Source organism: Devosia naphthalenivorans (assembly GCF_003056355.1).
Lineage (GTDB): Bacteria > Pseudomonadota > Alphaproteobacteria > Rhizobiales > Devosiaceae > Devosia > Devosia naphthalenivorans.
Map to the genome: position 1 here is coordinate 73887 of NZ_PYVW01000004.1, position 19140 is coordinate 93026.

At 62.9% G+C, this 19140-nt stretch carries 15 protein-coding genes; 12 read left to right on the forward strand and 3 right to left on the reverse strand.

Translation table 11 applies throughout. The features are described 5' to 3' along the window. Nucleotides 1-180: 180 nt before the first annotated feature. Nucleotides 181-1611: an extracellular solute-binding protein gene (locus C8264_RS07670; RefSeq protein ID WP_245892996.1), complete on the reverse strand. Its 1431-nt coding sequence runs from the start codon at nucleotides 1609-1611 to the stop codon at nucleotides 181-183. Nucleotides 1612-1912: 301 nt separating this feature from the next. Here C8264_RS07670 and C8264_RS07675 point away from each other — a divergent pair, with 301 nt between their 5' ends. From C8264_RS07675 to C8264_RS07685, 3 genes are all read left to right on the forward strand, one after another. Next, nucleotides 1913-2605, forward strand: a complete 693-nt coding sequence (locus C8264_RS07675; RefSeq protein ID WP_108460396.1) for a GntR family transcriptional regulator — start codon at nucleotides 1913-1915, stop codon at nucleotides 2603-2605. Nucleotides 2606-2642: 37 nt separating this feature from the next. Beyond that, nucleotides 2643-4007, forward strand: a complete 1365-nt coding sequence (locus C8264_RS07680; protein WP_108460609.1) for a mandelate racemase/muconate lactonizing enzyme family protein — start codon at nucleotides 2643-2645, stop codon at nucleotides 4005-4007. Between the two features lie 254 nt (nucleotides 4008-4261). Beyond that, nucleotides 4262-5461 (forward strand): mandelate racemase/muconate lactonizing enzyme family protein, encoded by a 1200-nt coding sequence (locus C8264_RS07685; protein ID WP_108460397.1) that lies wholly within the window; start codon nucleotides 4262-4264, stop codon nucleotides 5459-5461. Nucleotides 5462-5818: 357 nt separating this feature from the next. On the opposite strand, the gene C8264_RS07690 is transcribed toward C8264_RS07685, so the two are convergent. Together C8264_RS07690 and C8264_RS07695 are read right to left on the reverse strand one after the other, a co-directional pair. Then, nucleotides 5819-6649, reverse strand: a complete 831-nt coding sequence (locus C8264_RS07690; protein WP_108460398.1) for an NAD-dependent epimerase/dehydratase family protein — start codon at nucleotides 6647-6649, stop codon at nucleotides 5819-5821. A gap of 5 nt (nucleotides 6650-6654) precedes the next feature. After that, entirely contained in the window at nucleotides 6655-7764 is a 1110-nt protein-coding gene (locus C8264_RS07695; RefSeq protein WP_162783509.1) for a lactonase family protein, read from the reverse strand. 303 nt (nucleotides 7765-8067) lie between these two features. On the opposite strand from C8264_RS07695, the gene C8264_RS07700 reads away from it, so the two are divergent. The 9 genes from C8264_RS07700 (at nucleotide 8068) to C8264_RS07740 (ending at nucleotide 19105) form a co-directional block, all read left to right on the forward strand. Further along, on the forward strand, nucleotides 8068-9354 hold the full coding sequence (locus C8264_RS07700; protein ID WP_245892982.1) for a CmpA/NrtA family ABC transporter substrate-binding protein: 1287 nt from the start codon (nucleotides 8068-8070) through the stop codon (nucleotides 9352-9354). A gap of 19 nt (nucleotides 9355-9373) precedes the next feature. Beyond that, nucleotides 9374-10267: a nitrate ABC transporter permease gene (ntrB, locus tag C8264_RS07705; protein WP_108460401.1), complete on the forward strand. Its 894-nt coding sequence runs from the start codon at nucleotides 9374-9376 to the stop codon at nucleotides 10265-10267. A gap of 10 nt (nucleotides 10268-10277) precedes the next feature. Continuing rightward, nucleotides 10278-11069, forward strand: coding sequence for an ABC transporter ATP-binding protein (locus tag C8264_RS07710; protein WP_108460610.1), 792 nt, complete (start codon nucleotides 10278-10280; stop codon nucleotides 11067-11069). A gap of 10 nt (nucleotides 11070-11079) precedes the next feature. Further along, nucleotides 11080-13530, forward strand: a complete 2451-nt coding sequence (gene nirB, locus C8264_RS07715; RefSeq protein ID WP_108460402.1) for a nitrite reductase large subunit NirB — start codon at nucleotides 11080-11082, stop codon at nucleotides 13528-13530. A 5-nt stretch (nucleotides 13531-13535) separates the two neighbouring features. After that, nucleotides 13536-13868 carry a nitrite reductase small subunit NirD gene (gene nirD / locus C8264_RS07720; RefSeq protein ID WP_108460611.1) on the forward strand — a complete coding sequence of 111 codons (333 nt, stop codon included), beginning with the start codon at nucleotides 13536-13538 and terminating at the stop codon, nucleotides 13866-13868. Between the two features lie 125 nt (nucleotides 13869-13993). Then, nucleotides 13994-16618: a nitrate reductase gene (locus tag C8264_RS07725; RefSeq protein WP_108460403.1), complete on the forward strand. Its 2625-nt coding sequence runs from the start codon at nucleotides 13994-13996 to the stop codon at nucleotides 16616-16618. Nucleotides 16619-16833: 215 nt separating this feature from the next. Next, on the forward strand, nucleotides 16834-17598 hold the full coding sequence (locus tag C8264_RS07730; RefSeq protein WP_108460404.1) for a hypothetical protein: 765 nt from the start codon (nucleotides 16834-16836) through the stop codon (nucleotides 17596-17598). Nucleotides 17599-17600: 2 nt separating this feature from the next. Beyond that, a complete protein-coding gene (locus C8264_RS07735; RefSeq protein ID WP_108460405.1) occupies nucleotides 17601-18017 on the forward strand; it encodes a phage holin family protein in 417 nt (138 codons plus the stop codon). Beyond that, nucleotides 18017-19105 (forward strand): DUF3618 domain-containing protein, encoded by a 1089-nt coding sequence (locus C8264_RS07740; protein WP_108460406.1) that lies wholly within the window; start codon nucleotides 18017-18019, stop codon nucleotides 19103-19105. Before C8264_RS07735 ends, C8264_RS07740 begins: the two co-directional genes overlap by 1 nt. Nucleotides 19106-19140: the final 35 nt, after the last annotated feature.

A 19140-nucleotide genomic window follows, 5' to 3' on the forward strand; every position in this document is an offset into this window, starting at 1 on the left:
TGGTCGAGGGATCGACGGCGCGTACGCCGCCAATTGTTTCAACAATCGCAGTTCGGCTCCTCCCCCTCGGCGGGGGAGGCTGGGAGGGGAGGTGAGAGCCCGGATATCCGGGTCAATCCACCCCCACCTTGATCCTCCCCCTCATGAGGGGGAGGTGTCGACTGGGACGGTCAGGGCAGATTAGAGCCCGCCCCCGAGCAGGGATTCCACCTTGGCTGCCGCATCGGCTGCCGCTTCATCGACCGCCATGCGTTCCGTCAACACGTTTTGCAGCATATCGGGAACGATGATGTTCATGATCTCGGTGGCTTCGGGGATGACCGGGAACGGAATGCCGCTGGGCAGCATGGAGGTGGTGACGTCGAGGAACTTGATGGTGTCCAGACGCTCCTTCATCCATTCGGTCTTGAAACCGGCAAGGTTGCCCGGGTTGGACCCCGTCCAGGCCAGCTTGGTCGACCATTCAGGGCTGTTCCAGAAGCAGGCGATAGCCTTGGCCGCCTGTTCGTCGAACCCGCCTTCGACATATTCATCATTGATGAAGTGCATGTTGGAGCCGCCGAACACCACAGCGCGGCGTTCCGGACCTTCCGGGATGAGGCCGTAGCGCATGTTCTCGACCACCGTGTCGGCCACTTCCTTGTCGGCGCCGGTTGCCTGGCCGGCAAGATCGACCATCTTGGCGTATTCCGATGGGTGGGCGATCATCATGGCCAGTTGGCCAGCGATGAACGGCGCCTGGTTTTCGTTCTGCGTATTGGTCAGGGCCGATGTGGGCACCGATTTATCGCGCACATACATGTCGTAGGCGGCCTGCAGGGCGGCCTTGGTGCCGTCATTGTCGAGATAAACCTGTTCGTAGCTGGGGGTTTCCTCGGCTTCGTCCAGCGCGCCACCGCCAAAGGCCCAGAGTTGCGGCATGAAGCGGAACGGGGTGTTGCCGGCGTTCTGGCGCGCCACGAGCCCGTATCCCGAAATCCCCAGCTCGTCATGGATCTTCTTGGAATATTCGACGACATCCGCCCAGGTGGCGGGCGGCGCTTCAGGGTCAAGGCCGGCCCGCTCGAAAATGTCGGCATTCCAGATCATCGCCATGGTTTCGTTGTTGGTCGGCACCCCGTAGGTCGTGCCATCCCAGGTGACGGACTTCATGGCGCCGGGCCAGAAATCGGCGGTTTCGTAGCCGATGTCCTCGGGCTTGAGCTCCTGGAAGTAGCCCTTGGAGGCAAATTCCACACCGCCCAGGATCTGCAGGCGGATCACCATCGGCGCGGCGTTGCCCAACAGCGTCGTGCGCAGCCGGTCGAGCAGCTGGTTGTAGTCGATGTTCTGCGCGTCGGTTTCGATATTAGGGTAGGTTTCGGCCCATGCGGCCCAGAAGGCATCGTTGATTTCGTGCTCGATCTGGGGCGAGGCTTCGGTCGGGCCGGTCCACCAATAGGTCAGCCGCCCCGTATAATCGAGCGGCACCACGCTGGCGCAGTGCCCGGCCGTATCGTAGGTCTCGGTGCCGGCGATCGAGCGGATATATTCGGGTGACCATTGGCTCAGATCGACACTCTGGCCGTAGGCGGTGCTGGACATAAGGGATGCGGTCGTAACTGCCGCCATGGCAATGGCGGTAATCTGCCGACGAGTCGGCGAGCGCGGCCGCGCGGGGCGGCCCTGCGTATTCGACATCGATATTCCTCCTCACAAGCGGAAGGACCGTCCAGCCCCCTCGGCCGAACCAGGGCTTCCTCGCAGCTTTTGGCTGCGCCTCCTCGGGGCCGGGCTTGTTGCCCATGTCTCCCACACAGGACAGTTCCAGAGCTAAACTCGTCTGTCAATACAAGTTAGATCGTACATTATTTTTCTTCTATCATGTGCAAAACTGCTTGGCTTGCGTGTGATCGCGGCCTAGAGAGGCAGTATGGACACCAGGCCCACAGCCCGCATCGATGTCGAACCGATACCCGCGTCAGTTTACGAGCTGATCCGGGAAGACATCATTTCGGGCAAGCTCGGGCCCAATGAGCGCCTCAAGATCGCCGACCTGGCAGCGCGCTACGGCACCTCCACCAATCCGATCCGCGAGGCGCTGCAGCAGCTCCGGGGCGAAGATTTCGTCGTCATGGAGCCCAATCGCGGTGCGCGCGTGCGGCCCATCGACGAGAATTTCGTGCGCGACATCATCGAAATCGCGGCCCTGATCGAGCCCGCGCTGACGCGCTGGTTCGTTTCCATCGCCACCGAGGCCGACATCAAGCAGCTCGAGACGATCCAGGCAGAGATCGAGGAGTTGAACTTTGCCGATCCGGCCCTGCACGGCCAGCTCGATACGCGCTTCCACGAGGTCCTCTACGACCGGCACTACAATCGCCACGCGGCGGACCTGTGGTGGCGGCATCGTGAAGTGCTGCGCGCCATCAGCCGCCGCTTTCCGACCTCGCTCAGCCGCCGCGTCGCCGTATTGCGCGAGCACCACGAGCTGATCGATGCGATCCGCGCGCAGGATGCCGACCGTGCGGCGGAGGTCATTTCCGGCCATGTCGAGGGTTCCGGCCGCCACATCATCGAGCACATGCGCCTGGCGCAGAACGCGGCTCGCAAGGCACAGACATAGATCAAGGTTTTTCCAAGGGAGGGGAATATCAATGACGATGGAACTGGATGCGCTCAAGACCGAGGAGTTGATCGGCAACAATGTGCGCACGAGCTCGCGGCCCAGCGATTTGCGGATTACCGATATTCGGGTGGCCGAGATCGTGGGAGCGCCGTTCATTTCTGCGCTGGTCAAGATCTACACCAACCAGGGCATTGTGGGCCTGGGCGAGGTGCGCGATGGCGCCAGCGCGACCTATGCGCTGATGCTCAAGAGCCGGCTGCTGGGCGAAAATCCATGTGACATCGACCGCCTGTTCCGCCGCATCAAGCAGTTCGGCGGGCATGGAAGGCAGGGCGGCGGCGTGTCCGCCATCGAGATCGCCTTGTGGGACCTTGCGGGCAAGGCCTATGGCGTGCCGATCTACCAGATGCTGGGCGGCAAGTTCCGCGACAAGGTTCGCATGTATTGCGACACCGACGCCAGCGTCGCCAGCGGCACCGAGACCGGCAAGCGCCTCAAGGAGCGCATGGATCTGGGCTTCACCTTCCTCAAGATGGATCTGGGGCTGATGCAGGTCGTCGACACGCCCGGATCGGTCGTGGCCCCGGCAGGCTCGCTCGAAGGCTATCGCATCCATCCCGAGCGTGGCGCCGGCAAGACGCTGGAAGACCGGCGCGAGCGCAACGCCGTCTATGACATCCACAATGTGCGCCACCCGTTCACCGGCCTCAACTTCACCGAGCGGGGGCTGGAGCAGCTCGAGCAGTATATCCACGAAGTGCGCGAGGTGATCGGCTACGAAATCCCCCTCGCCATCGACCATGTGGGCCATATTTCGCTGCAGAGCGGCATTCGCCTCGCCAAGCGGATCGAGAAATACGCACCGGCCTGGCTCGAGGACGTGATTCCCTGGCAATATACCGACCACTACCGCCAATTGCAGGAAGCCACGTCGGTGCCGATCTGCACCGGCGAGGACATCTACCTCAAGGAGGGCTTCGAGCCGCTCCTCAATTCGGGCATTTCGATCATCCACCCCGACCTGCTGACCTCGGGGGGGATTCTGGAAACCAAGAAAATCGGCGATGCAGCCCAGGACAAGGGCGTGGCCATGGCCATTCACATGGCCGAAAGCCCGATCGCCTGCATGGCCGCCGCCCATGTCGCCGCTGCAACCGAGAACTTCATGGCGCTCGAATACCATTCGGTCGACGTGCCCTGGTGGGACGATGTCGTCACCGGACCACCCAAGCCGCTGGTCAAGGACGGCTTCATCACCCTCACCGACAAGCCGGGCCTGGGCATCGACGATGTGGTCGACGAAGTGATCGCCGAGCACATGCAGGAGGGAGTCACCGGCATCTGGCAGCCAACGGACCACTGGGATCGGGAATATTCCTGGGACCGGACCTGGAGTTAAATCTGCTGCCGCTGTTTCAGTCGACACCCTCCCCCTTGCGGGGAGGGATCAAGGGTGGGGGATGATTGGCCCCGATATTTGGGCCAACCGCCGCCCCTCCCAGCCTCCCCCGTCAAGGGGGAGGTGCCGCCCGGCGAGTAGGAAGCATCCCACCTCCACCACCGGTCATGCGCCCAAGTGCTCCCTCCCCGCGGTGGGCAGGGTATCGACCAAGGGCCTTGTGACGCCGCAAATATAAGGTTGAGAGAGCAAAAATGAAAATCACCGATCTGCGTTGTGCCGTTATCGGGCGGCACCCCATCGTCCGGATTGTCACGGATGAGGGCATCTACGGCTTGGGCGAGGTGGAATACACCAAGAGCTATCTCAAGCCCTGGGTGTTGCACTTCAAGGATGCGCTGATCGGGGAGGACCCGACCGACGTGGAACGCGTCATGCTCAAAATCCGCCAGCGCGGTTCCTTCAAGCCTTATGGCGCGGCGGTGAGCGCCATCGAACATGCGCTATGGGACATTGCCGGCAAGGCCGCAAACGTGCCCGCCTACAAGCTTCTGGGCGGCAAAGTGCGGGACAAGGTGCGCGTCTACAATGGCTCGATCCGCCAGAAGCGCACCGGCGACCGCCCGGAAGATTACGCGGCCGACGTCAAATGGATGATGGAGCAGAAGCAGAACTTCTTCATGGTCAAGCAGGGCATCAGTTTTCATTCCAACATGAAGACCAATGTGCCCGATTTTCACTATGGCGTGCGCCAACCGCCGCTGTTTCACGGCGCAATGGACCAGGGTCAGATCAGCGAGCATGCCTTCAACCACATGCTCGATTGCGTCATCGCCATGAAGGAAGTGCTGGGCGACAAGGTTTCGCTGGCGCTCGATTGCGGCCCCGGCTGGTTCCTGCCCGACGCCATCCGCTTCGCGCAGGCGGTCGAAAAATACAATCTGATGTGGCTCGAAGACATGCTGACCGGGGACTACGTCCCATGGGTCAATCCGCAGGCCTATCGTGAGCTGACCATTTCCACCTCAACGCCCATCCATACCGGCGAGCAGATCTACCTCCGGCACAATTTCAAGGAGTTGATCGAAACGCAGGCGGTACGCGTTATCGGACCCGACCCAGCTGATATCGGTGGCATTGCCGAACTCAAATGGGTGGCCGAGCACGCCTATATGCATTCGATCATGATGGCCCCGCACGGCACGGCCAACGGCCTCCTTGGACTGGGCGCGCTCATCAATGTCTGCGCCACGCTGCCCGCCAACTACATCGCCTTCGAATACCCCAGCGCCTCGGACCCCTGGTGGGAAGATATCGTGATCGGACTGCCCGACGAGATCGTCAGGGATTCCATGGTCGACCTGCTGGAAGCACCCGGCCTGGGGCTGGATATCGATCCGGAGGGTGCCAAAAAGTATTTGCTGGAGGAGGATATGGGGTTCTTCGACCTCTAGAACGCTTGCCAGTGGCGCGATGTAGTCAAAAACGCTGTGTTGCCCTCGGGCGTGACCCGAGGGCCGGTCAGAGAGCCGTTGCCGGAGCGGTGTGTTTGCGGAACCTGGCCCTCCTTCGACAAGCTCAGGATGAGGGGGGCAAGCCCGAGGGCAGCACGGTGTGCGGGATAGAGCGGCCTACCGGCTTGCCAACTATCACCGCGTCATTCCCGCGAACGCGGGAATCTCCTTCATTTGCACTCAAAAGTGGGATTCCCGCGTTCGCGGGAATGACGCCGTGTGACCAAAGCAACCACCTCCGGCTCAGGGCCGGTGTGACATCGAGTTCGGGCGGACCACGCTAGCCCGCCGTGCGCACTACGGCGAAATAATCGGATGTTTCCAGCCCAAAATCCGTTCGGCCTTGCCGGAATTGAAAAAGCTCTTGTGGCCGCTCAGATCACCGGTGACCGGCACATCAGGAAAATGCCGGCCCGCAAGTTCCAGGCTGGGCGTCCTGGAGAAGGTGATCGGCGAGACGATATAGAAGGCTTCGTGGCCCTTGAACGGCTTCTCGACGCTCAGCAGACACGCATCGGCAGCGGCTTCCAGCTGGGTCCAGGCCCAGAGATAATTGGGGTAGTTGGTATTGCCGGCGAAGCTCGTCACAACCGGTCCGATGGCCGGCGCGACATAGTGGAAGCGCATGCTGGCGATGGACATGTCCTCGTAGCGGCGAGCGAAGGCCTCGCCCTGTTCCTCGCAGATCCACTTGGAGAGGCTGTAGGGTTCTTCGCTGTAGTTGGGATGTTTCTCGTCGATCGGGAAATAGTCGTAGCGCGGCTTGCGGCTATAGGAATGCCCGATAGCATTGACGCTTGAGGCCTGGCACACGCGCGTGATGCCGTGCTCGGCTGCAGCCCGTAGCGCGTTGTAGCTGCCCACCACATTGTTGTTGTGGATGACGTGGTCGGGATCGCGGCCCGGCGAAGGAATGGCGGCCATGTGGATCACCGCGTCGCAGCCCTTGAACGCCGCGACCATCGCCTCGTAATCGGTTGCTTCGGTGAGAATGAACGGCAGCGCCTTGTCCTGGGTTTCCGGCGGCGCGATCCGGTCGATCAGCACGAGGTCGTGCCCGCGTTTGCGAGCCAGGGCGGTAATGCCCCGCCCAATGAGGCCGCTGGAGCCGGTAAGGGCTATCTTCATGGAGTTCACCTGAGCGTTGGATGAAATGCGATTGCCGTCGGCGATCCGCTGGGGATCGGCTGACCAAGGGGCGCCAAAGCGCCGGTGTCGGGCTGGTAGCGAAACAGCGACAGCACATCGCTTTCCTGATTGGCCACAACCAGCACCTGCCCGCTCGGATCGAAAGCGAAATCGCGCGGAACGCGGCCGCCGCAGGGCGTCGTGCCAATGAAACGGGCAATGCCCGTGCCCTGATCGATGGCGAAGCCCGCAATGCTGTCATGGCCGCGATTGCCGACATAAAGATGCTTGCCGCCAGCAGCGATGTCGATGGCCGAGCCCGAATCCCCCTCACCCGGCTGGAGAATGGTGGATTCAATCGCAAGGATGTCGAACGTCCCGGCCTCGGCATCGAAGGCAAGGCTTGCCAGGATGCAGGTGAGCTCGTTCACACAATAGGCGAACGGCAGGCTGGGGTGGAAACGGAAGTGACGCGGCCCGGAGCCCGGCGGCATCAGGGTTTCGCCATGCGGGGTCAGCGATCCGGTTGTCTCGTCGAAGCGATAGACCAGCAGGCGATCGATACCCAGATCCGCCACGACGACGAAGCGGTTATCCGGCGTCCAGCGCACGCAATGGGCATGGGGACGCTCCTGGCGCCCGGCATCGGGGCCCGTGCCGTGATGGCGGATTTCGGCAACCGGCGGACGCAACGTGCCGTCTTCGTCGCGCGGGTAGATGGCGATGGACTGGTTGGGCCGCGCTTCGGCCGGCAGACCGGAATAATTCGCGATGGCGGCAAAGCGGCCGGTACCATCATGGCTGTTGTGCGCCGGACCATCGCCACGGGTCGGCTGCTTGGAGAGGTATGTCAGCGCGCCGCTGTTATAGTCGATCGCATAGGCGGCGATATCGCCTTCGTTCCAGCCTGCGACTTCACTGATCGCCGACAATGACCGGCCATCCCGCGCGACCTCGAGGAATGTCGGATTATCGATGCCTTCGGTGATGCCCAGGGCTTCCGCAGCGCCGCTCTCCAGGTCCAGCCGATAGGCCGAAATGCCCTTGCCGGCGACGTTCTTGACATAGCCCAACGGGCGATTGCAGCAACCAACGTAAAACAGCGCAGAAGGCATGCGAACTCCGGATCGTCCTGATATTAGCCACGATGATTCCATCCTTGGCTGCCGCCCATCTTAGGCTCGTGATCGCGCCCGTCCAGTTCACTTCGCAATGCGCGATCCGCCTAGTAAATAAACAATTTTGTCATGATGACTGCAGAATAGGCAGGCTGACGATCGTTTGAGCCTGACCGCTGACCGGCAGCAAGCGGCGCGCCTCGACGCCTTCCGTTAACCGCTTGATCTAGCGACCTCATTTCCCTGTGAGCTGGTCTGGCACGGTTCGTGCAACGCTGCCAACGAATGGAGAAGTGGACCATGAATGCACAAACGAGCCGGCGCAGTTTCCTCCGCGGTGCAACGGCGACGGCGGCCACGTTGCTGGCCGCCAGGGCGCTGTTTCCCTCGGGCGCATTCGCGCAGGGCGCGGGCCCCGAAGTGAGCGGCGCCAAGCTCGGCTTCATCGCCCTGACGGATTCCTCGCCCCTCATCATCGCCCTGGAAAAGGGCCTTTTCGCCAAGCATGGCGTGCCCGATGTGGAAGTGCTCAAGCAGGCGTCCTGGGGCGCCACGCGCGACAATCTCGTGCTGGGCGGCGCTGCCAACGGTATCGATGGCGCCCATATCCTGACGCCCATGCCCTATCTGATGAGCCTGGGAACGGTCACGGGCGGCAAGCCGGTGCCGATGTCCATCGTCGCGCGGCTCAATCTGGATGCGCAGGCGATTTCGGTCAGCCAGGTCTACAAGGACGCGGGTGTCGGTCTCGATGCCTCCCCGCTCAAGGCCATCTTCGCCGAGCGCAAGGCTGCGGGCCAGGACGTCAATGTCGCCATGACTTTTCCCGGCGGCACGCACGATCTCTGGATGCGCTATTGGCTCGCCGCCGGCGGCATCGATCCAAACACCGAAGTCTCGCTGATCACCGTCCCGCCGCCGCAGATGGTCGCCAACATGAAGGTCGGCACCATGGACGCCTTCTGCGTGGGCGAGCCGTGGAACGAGCAGCTGGTCAACCAGAATGTCGGTTTCACCGCCACCACCACTGGCGAAATCTGGAAGCAGCACCCCGAAAAGGCACTGGGCCTGCGCAACGACTTCATCGAGGCCAACCCGGTCGCCACGCAGGCGATCCTGATGGCCGTGATGGAGGCCGCGCAATGGGCCGATGCGCCCGACAACAAGGAAGAACTCGCCCAGATCCTGGGCAAGCGCCCCTGGTTCAACATCCCCGCCGCCGATGTCGCCGGCCGCCTCAAGGGCGACATCAACTACGGCAATGGGCGCCTCGAAACCGCGACCGGGCTCGAAATGAAGTTCTGGCGCGACCACGCCTCCTACCCCTTCAAGAGCCACGATGCCTGGTTCCTCGCCGAGAACATCCGCTGGGGCTATCTGCCCGGCACCACCGATATCAATGCCGCCATCGACCAGGTGAACCGCGAGGACATCTGGCGCGCCGCCGCCGCGGCCCTGGGCGTCGCGGCAGCCGATATTCCCGAAGGCACCTCGCGCGGCGTCGAGACCTTCTTCGACGGCAAGATCTTCGATCCCGCGGACCCACAAGCCTATCTCGACAGCCTTGCCATCAAGGCGATGGCCTGATCGCCCGGAGGAAAATACCATGTCCGCCACTGTGCAACGCCTGCCCACCGCAGCCCTGCCGGAGCCCAGCGCCCCCGCTGCCGTCGTCAGCTTCCCCAGCACTGCAAAACCACCCCGCTCGCTCGGCAAGACCGCCGCACGCATCGCCGCCAATGTGGTGCCGCCACTGGTGGTGATCGCGCTGATCCTGATTGTCTGGCAGATCCTCTGCTCGTCCCCCGGCGCCACCCTGCCCGCCCCCACCCAGGTGTGGACCGATGCGGGCGAGCTGATCCTCAATCCGTTCTTCGATTATGGCCAGGGCGATATCGGGCTGGGCCTTCGCGTCCTCACATCGCTGCAGCGCGTCGCCATCGGCTTCGGCATTGCGGCCGTCGTCGGCGTCGCCATCGGCGCCGTTATCGGCCAATCGATCTGGGCTATGCGCGGGCTCGACCCGATCTTCCAGATCCTGCGCACGGTGCCTCCGCTGGCCTGGCTGCCGCTGTCGCTGGCGGCCTTCATGGACTCGGCGCCTTCGGCCATCTTCGTGATCTTCATCACCTCGGTCTGGCCCGTCATCATCAACACCGCCGTGGGCGTGCGCAACATCCCGCAGGACTATCGCAATGTCGCGCAGATCCTACAGCTCAATCCCGCCGAGTTCTTTGCCCGGATCATGATCCCGGCGGCCGCGCCCTACATTTTCACCGGCCTCAAGATCGGGGTGGGCCTCTCCTGGCTCGCCATCGTTGCCGCCGAAATGCTGACCGGCGGCGTGGGCATCGGCTTCTTCATCTGGGACGCGTGGAACAGCTCGCGCCTCTCCGACATCATCGTGGCGCTGGTCTATATCGGGGTGGTCGGCTTCATGCTCGACCGCCTGGTTACGGCCATCGGCGCCTTCGTCACCCGCGGCACCGCCGCGAATTGAGGGCATGGCCATGACCTATCTTCGCATCGAAAACGTCGACAAGCACTTCGACCGCGGCGGACAGCGCTCCGAAGTCCTCAAGGATGTCTCGATCGACATCGCGCAGGGCGAAGTGCTGTCCATCATCGGGCATTCGGGCTGCGGGAAATCGACCCTCCTCAACCTCATCGCGGGCCTGACCGAAGTGTCCTCGGGCGGCATCCAGCTCGAGGGACGCGAGGTCAATGGCCCCGGCCCCGAACGCGCCGTGGTGTTCCAGAACCATTCGCTGCTGCCCTGGCTGACGGTCTACGAAAACGTCAACCTCGCCGTCAGCAAGGTGTTCGGCAAGACCAAGTCGCGCACCGAACGGCACGACTGGATCATGCACAATCTCGATCTCGTGCAGATGAGCCACGCCAGCGACAAGCGGCCCACCGAGATTTCCGGCGGCATGAAGCAGCGCGTCGGCATTGCCCGGGCCCTGGCCATGCAGCCCAAGATCCTCTTGCTCGACGAACCCTTCGGCGCGCTCGACGCGCTCACCCGCGCCCATTTGCAGGATGCCGTGATGGACATCCAGAAGCGCCTCGGCTCGACCATGATCATGATCACCCACGATGTCGACGAGGCCGTGCTGCTCTCCGACCGCATCGTGATGATGACCAATGGTCCGGCCGCCCGCATCGGGGAAATTCTTGACGTGCCGCTGGAGCGGCCGCGCAGCCGCATCGAGCTGGCGGGCGATCGCACCTATCTGCGCTGCCGCGAGGCGGTGCTCAAATTCCTCTACGAACGCCACCGTTTTGTTGAAGCCGCCTGAGGAGACCGCCATGACCGAAAAACTCGTCATCATCGGCAATGGAATGGCGCCGGGCCGGGCTCTCGAAAAACTCTTCGAGACCGATCCGGGCCGCTACAGCGTCACCATTTTCAATGCCGAACCGCGCGTCAACTATGACCGCATCATGCTCTCGCCGGTGCTCTCGGGTGAAAAGTCCTTCGAGGACATCATCATCCATGGCGACCACTGGTACATCGAACACGATATCATGCTCTACAAAGGGCACCGGATCGTCGAGATCGACCGCGAGAACCGCATCGTGCGCTCCGAACAGGGTGCGACGGCCGAATACGACAAGCTGATCATCGCCACCGGATCGGTGCCGTTCATCATCCCCGTGCCGGGCCACAAGCTGCCGGGCGTGCTGAGTTATCGTGACCTGGACGACGTTCACGCCATGATGCTGGCCGCCAAATCACGCGGCCATGCCGTGGTGATCGGCGGCGGGCTGCTGGGGCTGGAGGCGGCGGCCGGGCTCATCAACCAGGGCATGAGCGTTACGGTGCTCCATATTTCCCCGACGCTGATGGAGCGCCAGCTCGACCCGGCAGCAGGCTATCTGCTGCAGCGCGAGCTGGAGCGGCGCGGCATCGAAGTCATCACCAAGGCCAATACCAAGGAGATCGTCGGCGACAAACGGGTCGAGGCCGTGCTGCTGGACGATGACCGGCGCATCAAGGCGGACCTCGTCGTCATGGCCGTTGGTATTCGCCCCAATGCCGGATTGGGCAAGGAGGCGGGGCTGGCGGTCAACCGCGGCATTGTCGTCAACGACCAGATGCAGAGTTCGGACCCCACTATTTACGCCTTGGGTGAATGCGCCGAGGTCGGCGGCACCTGCTACGGGCTGGTCGCGCCGCTGTACCAACAGGCCAATGTGGTGGCGGCGCATCTGTCCGGCGATCACGCGACGGCGTTCATGCCGCAATTCACGGCCACCCGGCTCAAGGTCACCGGCATCGATCTGTATTCGGTGGGTGATTTCGCCGAGGGCGAAGATCGCGAGGAGATCGTGCTGCGCGACGCGACAGCCGGCGTCTACAAGCGCCTGATCCTGCGCGACGACCAGATCATCGGCGCGGTGCTGTATGGCGATACTGCGGACGGCCCCTGGTTCTTCGACATGCTCAAGAACCAGACCGACACGCGGGAGATGCGCGATACCCTGATCTTCGGCCAGGCCTATCAGGGGGGCACCCCCCTGGACCCTATGGCGGCCGTTGCAGCCTTGCCGGATGAGGCAGAGATCTGTGGCTGTAACGGCGTGTGCAAAGGTAAGATCACTGTGGCAATCACCGGCAAGGGCCTGACGACGCTGGATGGCGTCCGGGCTCACACCAAGGCTTCGGCCTCGTGCGGATCGTGCACGGGCCTCGTCGAACAATTGCTGCATGCAACGCTGGGGGATGCCTACAACCCCGCTGCCGTGCAGCCGATGTGTCCGTGCACCGAATATGGGCACGACGATGTGCGCCGGCTCATCATCGCCAAGTCGCTGAAATCCATTCCGGAAGTGATGCAGGAGCTGGAGTGGAAGACCTCGTGCGGCTGCGCCAAGTGCCGGCCGGCGCTGAACTATTATCTGGTCGCCGACTGGCCGGGTGAATACGAGGACGATGGGCAGTCCCGCTTCATCAACGAGCGCGTGCACGCCAATATCCAGAAGGACGGCACCTATTCGGTGGTGCCGCGCATGTGGGGCGGCATGACCAGCCCCAAGGAATTGCGCGCCATCGCCGATGTGGCCGACAAGTTCGCCATCCCCGCCGTCAAGGTGACCGGTGGGCAGCGCATAGACCTGTTGGGCGTGAAAAAGGAAGATCTTCCCGGCGTCTGGGCAGACCTCAATGCCGCCGGCATGGTTTCGGGCGCCGCCTACGCCAAGGGCCTGCGCACGGTCAAGACCTGCGTCGGCTCGGACTGGTGCCGCTTCGGCACGCAGGATTCCACGGGGCTGGGCATCCGCATTGAGAAGTTCATGTGGGGAGCCTGGACGCCGGCCAAGCTGAAACTGGCCGTTTCGGGTTGCCCGCGCAATTGCGCCGAAGCCACCTGCAAGGACATCGGCGTCATCTGCGTGGATTCCGGCTACGACGTCCATTTCGCCGGTGCCGCGGGGCTCGACATCAAGGGCACCGAGCTTTTGTGCCACGCCGATAGCGAGGATGAGGCACTGGAGATCATTGTGGCCCTGACCCAGCTTTACCGCGAGCAGGGCCGCTATCTCGAGCGCATCTACAAATGGGCCAAGCGCGTCGGCACGCCATCGATCCTGGCCAATGTGGTGACCGACAAAGACAAGCGCCGCGCCTATTACGACCGCTTCGTCTATTCGCAGCGCTTCGCCCAGGTCGACCCGTGGGAAGAGCGCGTCAATGGCAAGGACGCCCATGAATTTGCCGCCCTGGCCGAATTCGGCCTGCCGGTTGCAGCGGAGTGATGGCCATGACCGAATGGATCGAAATCGGCACTGTTGCAGCCATTCCCCGGCGCGGCGCCCGTTGCGTGACGACACCCAATGGCAAGATCGCGGTGTTCCGCACCCAGGAGGACCAGGTCTTTGCCATCGAGAACCGCTGCCCGCACAAGCATGGACCACTGAGCGAAGGCATCGTGCACGGCGCATCGGTCACCTGCCCGCTGCACAACTGGGTCTTTGACCTCGCAACCGGCAAGGCCCTGGGCGCCGATGAGGGCGAGGTCCGGACCTATCCCATCGACGTGGTCGACGGCCGCATCTTCATGGCGGCTGACGTCGTCGCAGTGGCAGCGGAGTAAATAGTGGCCAGCGCAATGCTCTCCCCTGCACCGGACGAGCCCCCTCGCCCCTCAGGGGAGAGGGCTGGGGTGAGGGGTGCGATCTCAGCCCCTCCCCCATCCATCAGCACACCTCAGTCCCCCACATGACCACCACCCGCACCACCTGCCCCTATTGCGGCGTCGGCTGCGGCGTCCTCGCCACGCCCAACCCCGACGGCACCACCGCCATCGCCGGCGATCCGGACCACCCCGCCAATTTCGGCCGCCTCTGCTCGAAGGGCTCCGCACTGGGGGAAACACTGTCGCTCACCGGACGGCTGCTCCACCCCGAAATCAACGGCAAACGCGCCGCTTGGGACGAGGCGCTGAACCTGGTTGCCGACACATTCAGCCGGACCATCGCCGAGCATGGGCCGGATTCCGTCGCCTTCTACGGCTCAGGCCAGTTGCTGACCGAGGATTATTATGTCGCCAACAAGCTGATGAAGGGCTTCATCGGCTCGGGCAACATGGACACCAATTCGCGCCTCTGCATGGCCTCCTCGGTTGCAGGCCACAAGCGCGCCTTTGGCTCCGATACCGTGCCGGGCAATTACGAAGACCTGGAACTGGCTGACCTGATCGTGCTGGTCGGCTCCAATCTGGGCTGGTGCCATCCCGTGCTCTATCAGCGCATCGCCAGGGCCAAGGCGGAACGGCCCGGCATGCGCGTGGTCCTGATCGATCCGCGCCGCACGACGACTGCCGACATCGCCGACCTGCATCTGCAGGTGCAGTCCGATGGCGATAGCGCGTTGTTCGTTGGGTTGCTGGCGCATCTGGCGCAGAACGGCGCAATCGCACCCCAATTCGTCAGCGACCACACCAGTGGGCTCGATGCCGCCATGCTGGTTGCCGAGGATTGGCCAATCGCCCGAATTGCCGAGGCAACAGGCGTACCGGAACACGCCATCGGGCTGTTCTTTGAATGGTTCGCCAAAACCGAGAAGACCGTCACCGTCTTTTCCCAGGGCGTGAACCAGTCCGCCTCGGGCACCGACAAGGTCAATGCCATCATCAATTGCCATTTGCTGACCGGCCGCATCGGCCGGCCGGGCATGGGGCCGTTCTCGGTCACCGGGCAACCCAATGCCATGGGCGGCCGCGAAGTGGGCGGGCTGGCCAATATGCTGGCCGCGCACATGGATTTTATCCCTGAAGCAGTCGAGCGCGTCGGACGCTTCTGGGGCAGCGACCGGGTGGCGTGCGCGCCGGGGCTCAAGGCGGTAGACCTCTTTGCCGCCATGGCGCGCGGCGAGATCAAGGCGGTCTGGATCATGGCCACCAATCCGGTGGATTCCATGCCCGAAGCCGATTTGGTGCGAACCGCACTCGCCTCCTGTCCCTTCGTTGTCATCTCCGACATGTCGGCAGAAACCGACACCGGCATCCATGCCCATGTCCGCCTGCCGGCAGCCGGATGGGGCGAAAAGAACGGGACCGTCACCAATTCGGAGCGGCGGATTTCCCGCCAGCGGCCGTTCCTGCCCCTGCCGGGAGAGGCAAGGCCCGATTGGTGGATCATCACGCAAGTGGCCAAGCGCATGGGCTTTGGCGCAGCGTTCGACTTTGCCGGCCCTGACGAGATCTTTGCCGAGCACGCGGCGCTGTCGAGTTTCGAGAACAATGGCACCCGGGATTTTGACCTCACCGGGCTCATCGACGCCGAGTATGAGGCCTTGCACCCGGTGCAGTGGCCAATAAGGACGAAACCGACCGCGCGCCTGTTCGCGGATGGCCGGTTCTTTACGCCCGATGGCAAGGCCCGCTTTATTCCGGTCCTGCCACCGCCGCCCTTCGCGCCGGCACCGGGGCAGTTCATCCTCAATACCGGCCGGGTGCGCGATCACTGGCACACCATGACCCGCACCGGCAAAGCGGCACGCCTTTCCGCCCATTATGCCGAGCCGTTCGTGGAAATTCATCCGGCTGATGCCGCCGCCCTCAATATCCGCCGGGCGAGCCTGGTCCGCATCGGCAACCGGCATGGCAGCGCCGTGCTGCGCGCCCTGGTGACGGACCGGCAAAGGCGCGGTCACCTGTTCGTTCCGATGCACTGGACGGACCAGTTCGCCTCCAATGCGCGCATCGACGCCCTGGTCCCGGCCAAGGTGGACCCGGTCTCGCACCAGCCCGCCCTCAAGATGGCGCAGGCGCATGCCGAGCCGTTTCAAACCACCATCTATGGTTTTTTCGTCGCGCGCTCCCGGCCGATCCTGACTGGCATCGACTATTGGGCCATCGCGGAAGCGGCTGGCGGCGTGCGGGGCGAAATCGCTTTGGCACGCGAGCCCGCCGAATGGCTGGCCTGGATTCGCGTCGTGTTTCAATTGCCCGAGACCGCCAATCTGGTCACCCTGCACGATCGCCATTCCGGCCGCCGCAGCATGGCGCTGATCGAAGATGGCCGGCTGATCTTCGCGCTCTATCTCTCGCCCGATCCAGTACTGGTCTCGCGCCAATGGGCGGCCGATCTGCTGTCGGCCGAAGGGGTGAGCGGACCCGTGGTGCTGGCCGGCAGACCCGGCACCGACATGCCCGATGGTGGCCCCATCGTCTGCGCCTGTTTCTCGGTTGGCAGCAACACCATCGCCGCTGCTGTCACTGATCAGGGCTGCACCAGTGTGGAGGCCGTCGGCGCCTGCACGAAAGCCGGAAGCAATTGCGGTTCCTGCCGCCCCGAAATCCGGAGCATCATCGAAGCATTCCGGCTGCAAGCCGCAGAGTAAGCTCGCAGCAAAACCGCAGCATGCTGTCGGAACAATGCGCCTTTCCGTCCGTTGATAGAGCCAAAATGCGACTGTCCCTGCCCGCGAACGCCGGCAGGGCAGCCACCGCTGCATGCCGGCAGTAAACCTTTGTCACCCTTGCGAATTCTGCGGAACTTACGGCCATGCATGGCCGTTGGGCCCGCAACTTGCAACCGCCTCGGAGGAAATTCCAGATGAGCACCGATGACTCGACGAATATGCCAGGCTCCCCCTCACCAATCCAAGACCGCGCCAAGCACGATCTGGGTAGCGCCACCGAGACCGCAAGGCGCGATCTCGACGCTGTGGCACAGAAGGCCGCCGACGAAGTTGCCAGCCTGAAACACCAGGCGGGCGAGCAGATTCACGATGCCACGGACAAGGCAAAGACCTTCGCGTCCGAGCAGAAGGATCTTGCCGCCGGCCAGATCAGCGGCGTTGCTTCGGCGATCAACAAGGTTGCCGACGAACTCGACGGCGGTGACCAGCAGATGGTCGCCCGCTATGCAAGGGACCTCGCCTCCGGTCTCTCCAAGTTCGGTGGTACAGTCCAGAACAAGAATGTCGATGACCTGATGGGCATGGCCCAGAATTTTGGCCGCAGCCAGCCACTTGCGTTCCTTGGCGCCGCTGCCCTGGCCGGGTTCGTCGCCAGCCGCTTTGCCCTTGCGTCGGCCCACCGTCGCGACAAGGCACAATCGATAGACGGTCAGTACTCCGGCAATCAGTCCAACAACTACACCGGCAATAGCACGGCGTACGGTGCTGGTTCATCGACGGGATACACTTCGGGTTCCGCCAGCGGCGCCGGTTCGAGCGCATCGACCGGTTACGGCTCCGGCTCATCCGTTGGAGGAAACTCCAGCTATTCGGATAGCTCGAGTTCCAGTTCGTCCCGCAATTACGGCGCGAGTTCCTCGCCGGGCATCGGCGGTAGTTCAAATCAATCGGGGGAATAACGATGTCTCAAGTTAACGAGGGCCGCCCACTTGCGGAACTGCTGGGAGGGCTCGCCAGCGACATTTCCAACCTGTTCCGCAAGGAAATCCAGCTTGCCAAGGCAGAAGCGTCCGAGAAATTCTCGCAGACGCTGGGCGGCGTCATTTCGCTCGTGATCGGGGCCGTATTGGGCCTGGGCGCGCTTGGTGTGCTGCTGAGCGCCATTGTATCCCTGCTAGCCTCCTTCTTCGTCAACCAGGGCATGGACCCGGCAATGTCCAACGCCATCGCGGCAGGCATTGTCACTGTCGTGGTGGGCATCATTGCCTGGATATTCTTCAACCGGGGCATGAGCGCCCTTAAGGCAAGCAATCTCAATCTAAACCGCACAACTGCATCGCTCAGCCGCGATGCCGATATCGTCAAGGAGAGGCTCTAATGGCTTATGATTCCGATACGAAGAGCGCAGCCGAACTCCAGCGCGAGATAGAGCTGCAGCGCACCAGGGTGGAAGACACCATCGATCAAATTCAGCAGAAGCTGTCCCCCGGGCAGCTGGTGGATGAAATGCTGGCCTATACCAAGGGAGGCGGCGGCGAGTTCCTGTCCAGCCTACAGCGCAATGTGATGGCTAATCCGCTGCCGGTAGCGCTATTGGGCGTGAGCATTGCCTGGCTCATGGCCAAACCAGCGAGCACAGACTCTACATCATCGAGGAAGTATTCCGACCGTGATTGGGATGAGACGATCAACGCCAATCGCGGCTATACCGGCGGCGCTGGTGACGACTACGACTTTTCCGACGATTATGAATATGACGACGTGGAATATCCGGTGACCTCGGTGTCCGGCTCGATCCGGCGCACCGGCTACTCGACGGATGAAAGCGGCAATCGCTTCAGCCACTTCGTGGATGACGCTGGCAAGAAATTCCGCGCTGCGACTGACGCGCAGGGCCGCCGTGCCGGCCACTTCATGGACGATGCGGGCAACCGGTTCCGCGGGTTCAGCGATGCTGCGGGTGGCCGCATCGAACAGATCCGGGACGAGGCCGGCAATCTGCTGGACGAAGCGAGCAATTGGGCATCCCACACCTGGAAAATGGCCCGTCAGAAAATGCACGATGCCCGCGATACGGTCAGCCGCGGCGCCAGTGGTGGGCGGCATCAGGCTGGCAAGGCCGGCGCTGCGATGCAGCACCAGTTGGGCAGCCTCAACGAGACGGTGATGACGCAGTTCCGCGACCAACCCCTGGTTGGTGGTGCACTGGCTTTCGCCCTGGGTGCGGCACTGGGTTCGGCCCTGCCACATACCGAGCAGGAAGACTCGTTGCTGGGTGAAGCTTCCGACGCCGTGAAGGGGATGGCCGGCGAACAGGCTGCTGAGCTTTACGAGCAAGGCAAGCAGAAGACCACTGAGGCATATGAAACGGCGACCGGCAAGGTGGGCGATCTCTACCAGCAGGCCAAGGAAGGCGCGACTAACTCGGGTTCGACCGGCGGGCCCTCGCCGAGTTCTACCTACTAAAGAGCTGTAGCTGACGGGAGGCTGTTGCCTCCCGT

Excerpts from the sequence above, each read along its gene's own strand:
- C8264_RS07670 (WP_245892996.1), bottom strand. The coding sequence starts at position 1,611 with ATGGCGGCAGTTACGACCGCATCCCTTATGTCCAGCACCGCCTACGGC.
- C8264_RS07675 (WP_108460396.1), top strand. The coding sequence starts at position 1,913 with ATGGACACCAGGCCCACAGCCCGCATCGATGTCGAACCGATACCCGCG.
- C8264_RS07680 (WP_108460609.1), top strand. The coding sequence starts at position 2,643 with ATGGAACTGGATGCGCTCAAGACCGAGGAGTTGATCGGCAACAATGTG.
- C8264_RS07685 (WP_108460397.1), top strand. The coding sequence starts at position 4,262 with ATGAAAATCACCGATCTGCGTTGTGCCGTTATCGGGCGGCACCCCATC.
- C8264_RS07690 (WP_108460398.1), bottom strand. The coding sequence starts at position 6,649 with ATGAAGATAGCCCTTACCGGCTCCAGCGGCCTCATTGGGCGGGGCATT.
- C8264_RS07695 (WP_162783509.1), bottom strand. The coding sequence starts at position 7,764 with ATGCCTTCTGCGCTGTTTTACGTTGGTTGCTGCAATCGCCCGTTGGGC.
- C8264_RS07700 (WP_245892982.1), top strand. The coding sequence starts at position 8,068 with ATGAATGCACAAACGAGCCGGCGCAGTTTCCTCCGCGGTGCAACGGCG.
- ntrB (WP_108460401.1), top strand. The coding sequence starts at position 9,374 with ATGTCCGCCACTGTGCAACGCCTGCCCACCGCAGCCCTGCCGGAGCCC.
- C8264_RS07710 (WP_108460610.1), top strand. The coding sequence starts at position 10,278 with ATGACCTATCTTCGCATCGAAAACGTCGACAAGCACTTCGACCGCGGC.
- nirB (WP_108460402.1), top strand. The coding sequence starts at position 11,080 with ATGACCGAAAAACTCGTCATCATCGGCAATGGAATGGCGCCGGGCCGG.
- nirD (WP_108460611.1), top strand. The coding sequence starts at position 13,536 with ATGACCGAATGGATCGAAATCGGCACTGTTGCAGCCATTCCCCGGCGC.
- C8264_RS07725 (WP_108460403.1), top strand. The coding sequence starts at position 13,994 with ATGACCACCACCCGCACCACCTGCCCCTATTGCGGCGTCGGCTGCGGC.
- C8264_RS07730 (WP_108460404.1), top strand. The coding sequence starts at position 16,834 with ATGAGCACCGATGACTCGACGAATATGCCAGGCTCCCCCTCACCAATC.
- C8264_RS07735 (WP_108460405.1), top strand. The coding sequence starts at position 17,601 with ATGTCTCAAGTTAACGAGGGCCGCCCACTTGCGGAACTGCTGGGAGGG.
- C8264_RS07740 (WP_108460406.1), top strand. The coding sequence starts at position 18,017 with ATGGCTTATGATTCCGATACGAAGAGCGCAGCCGAACTCCAGCGCGAG.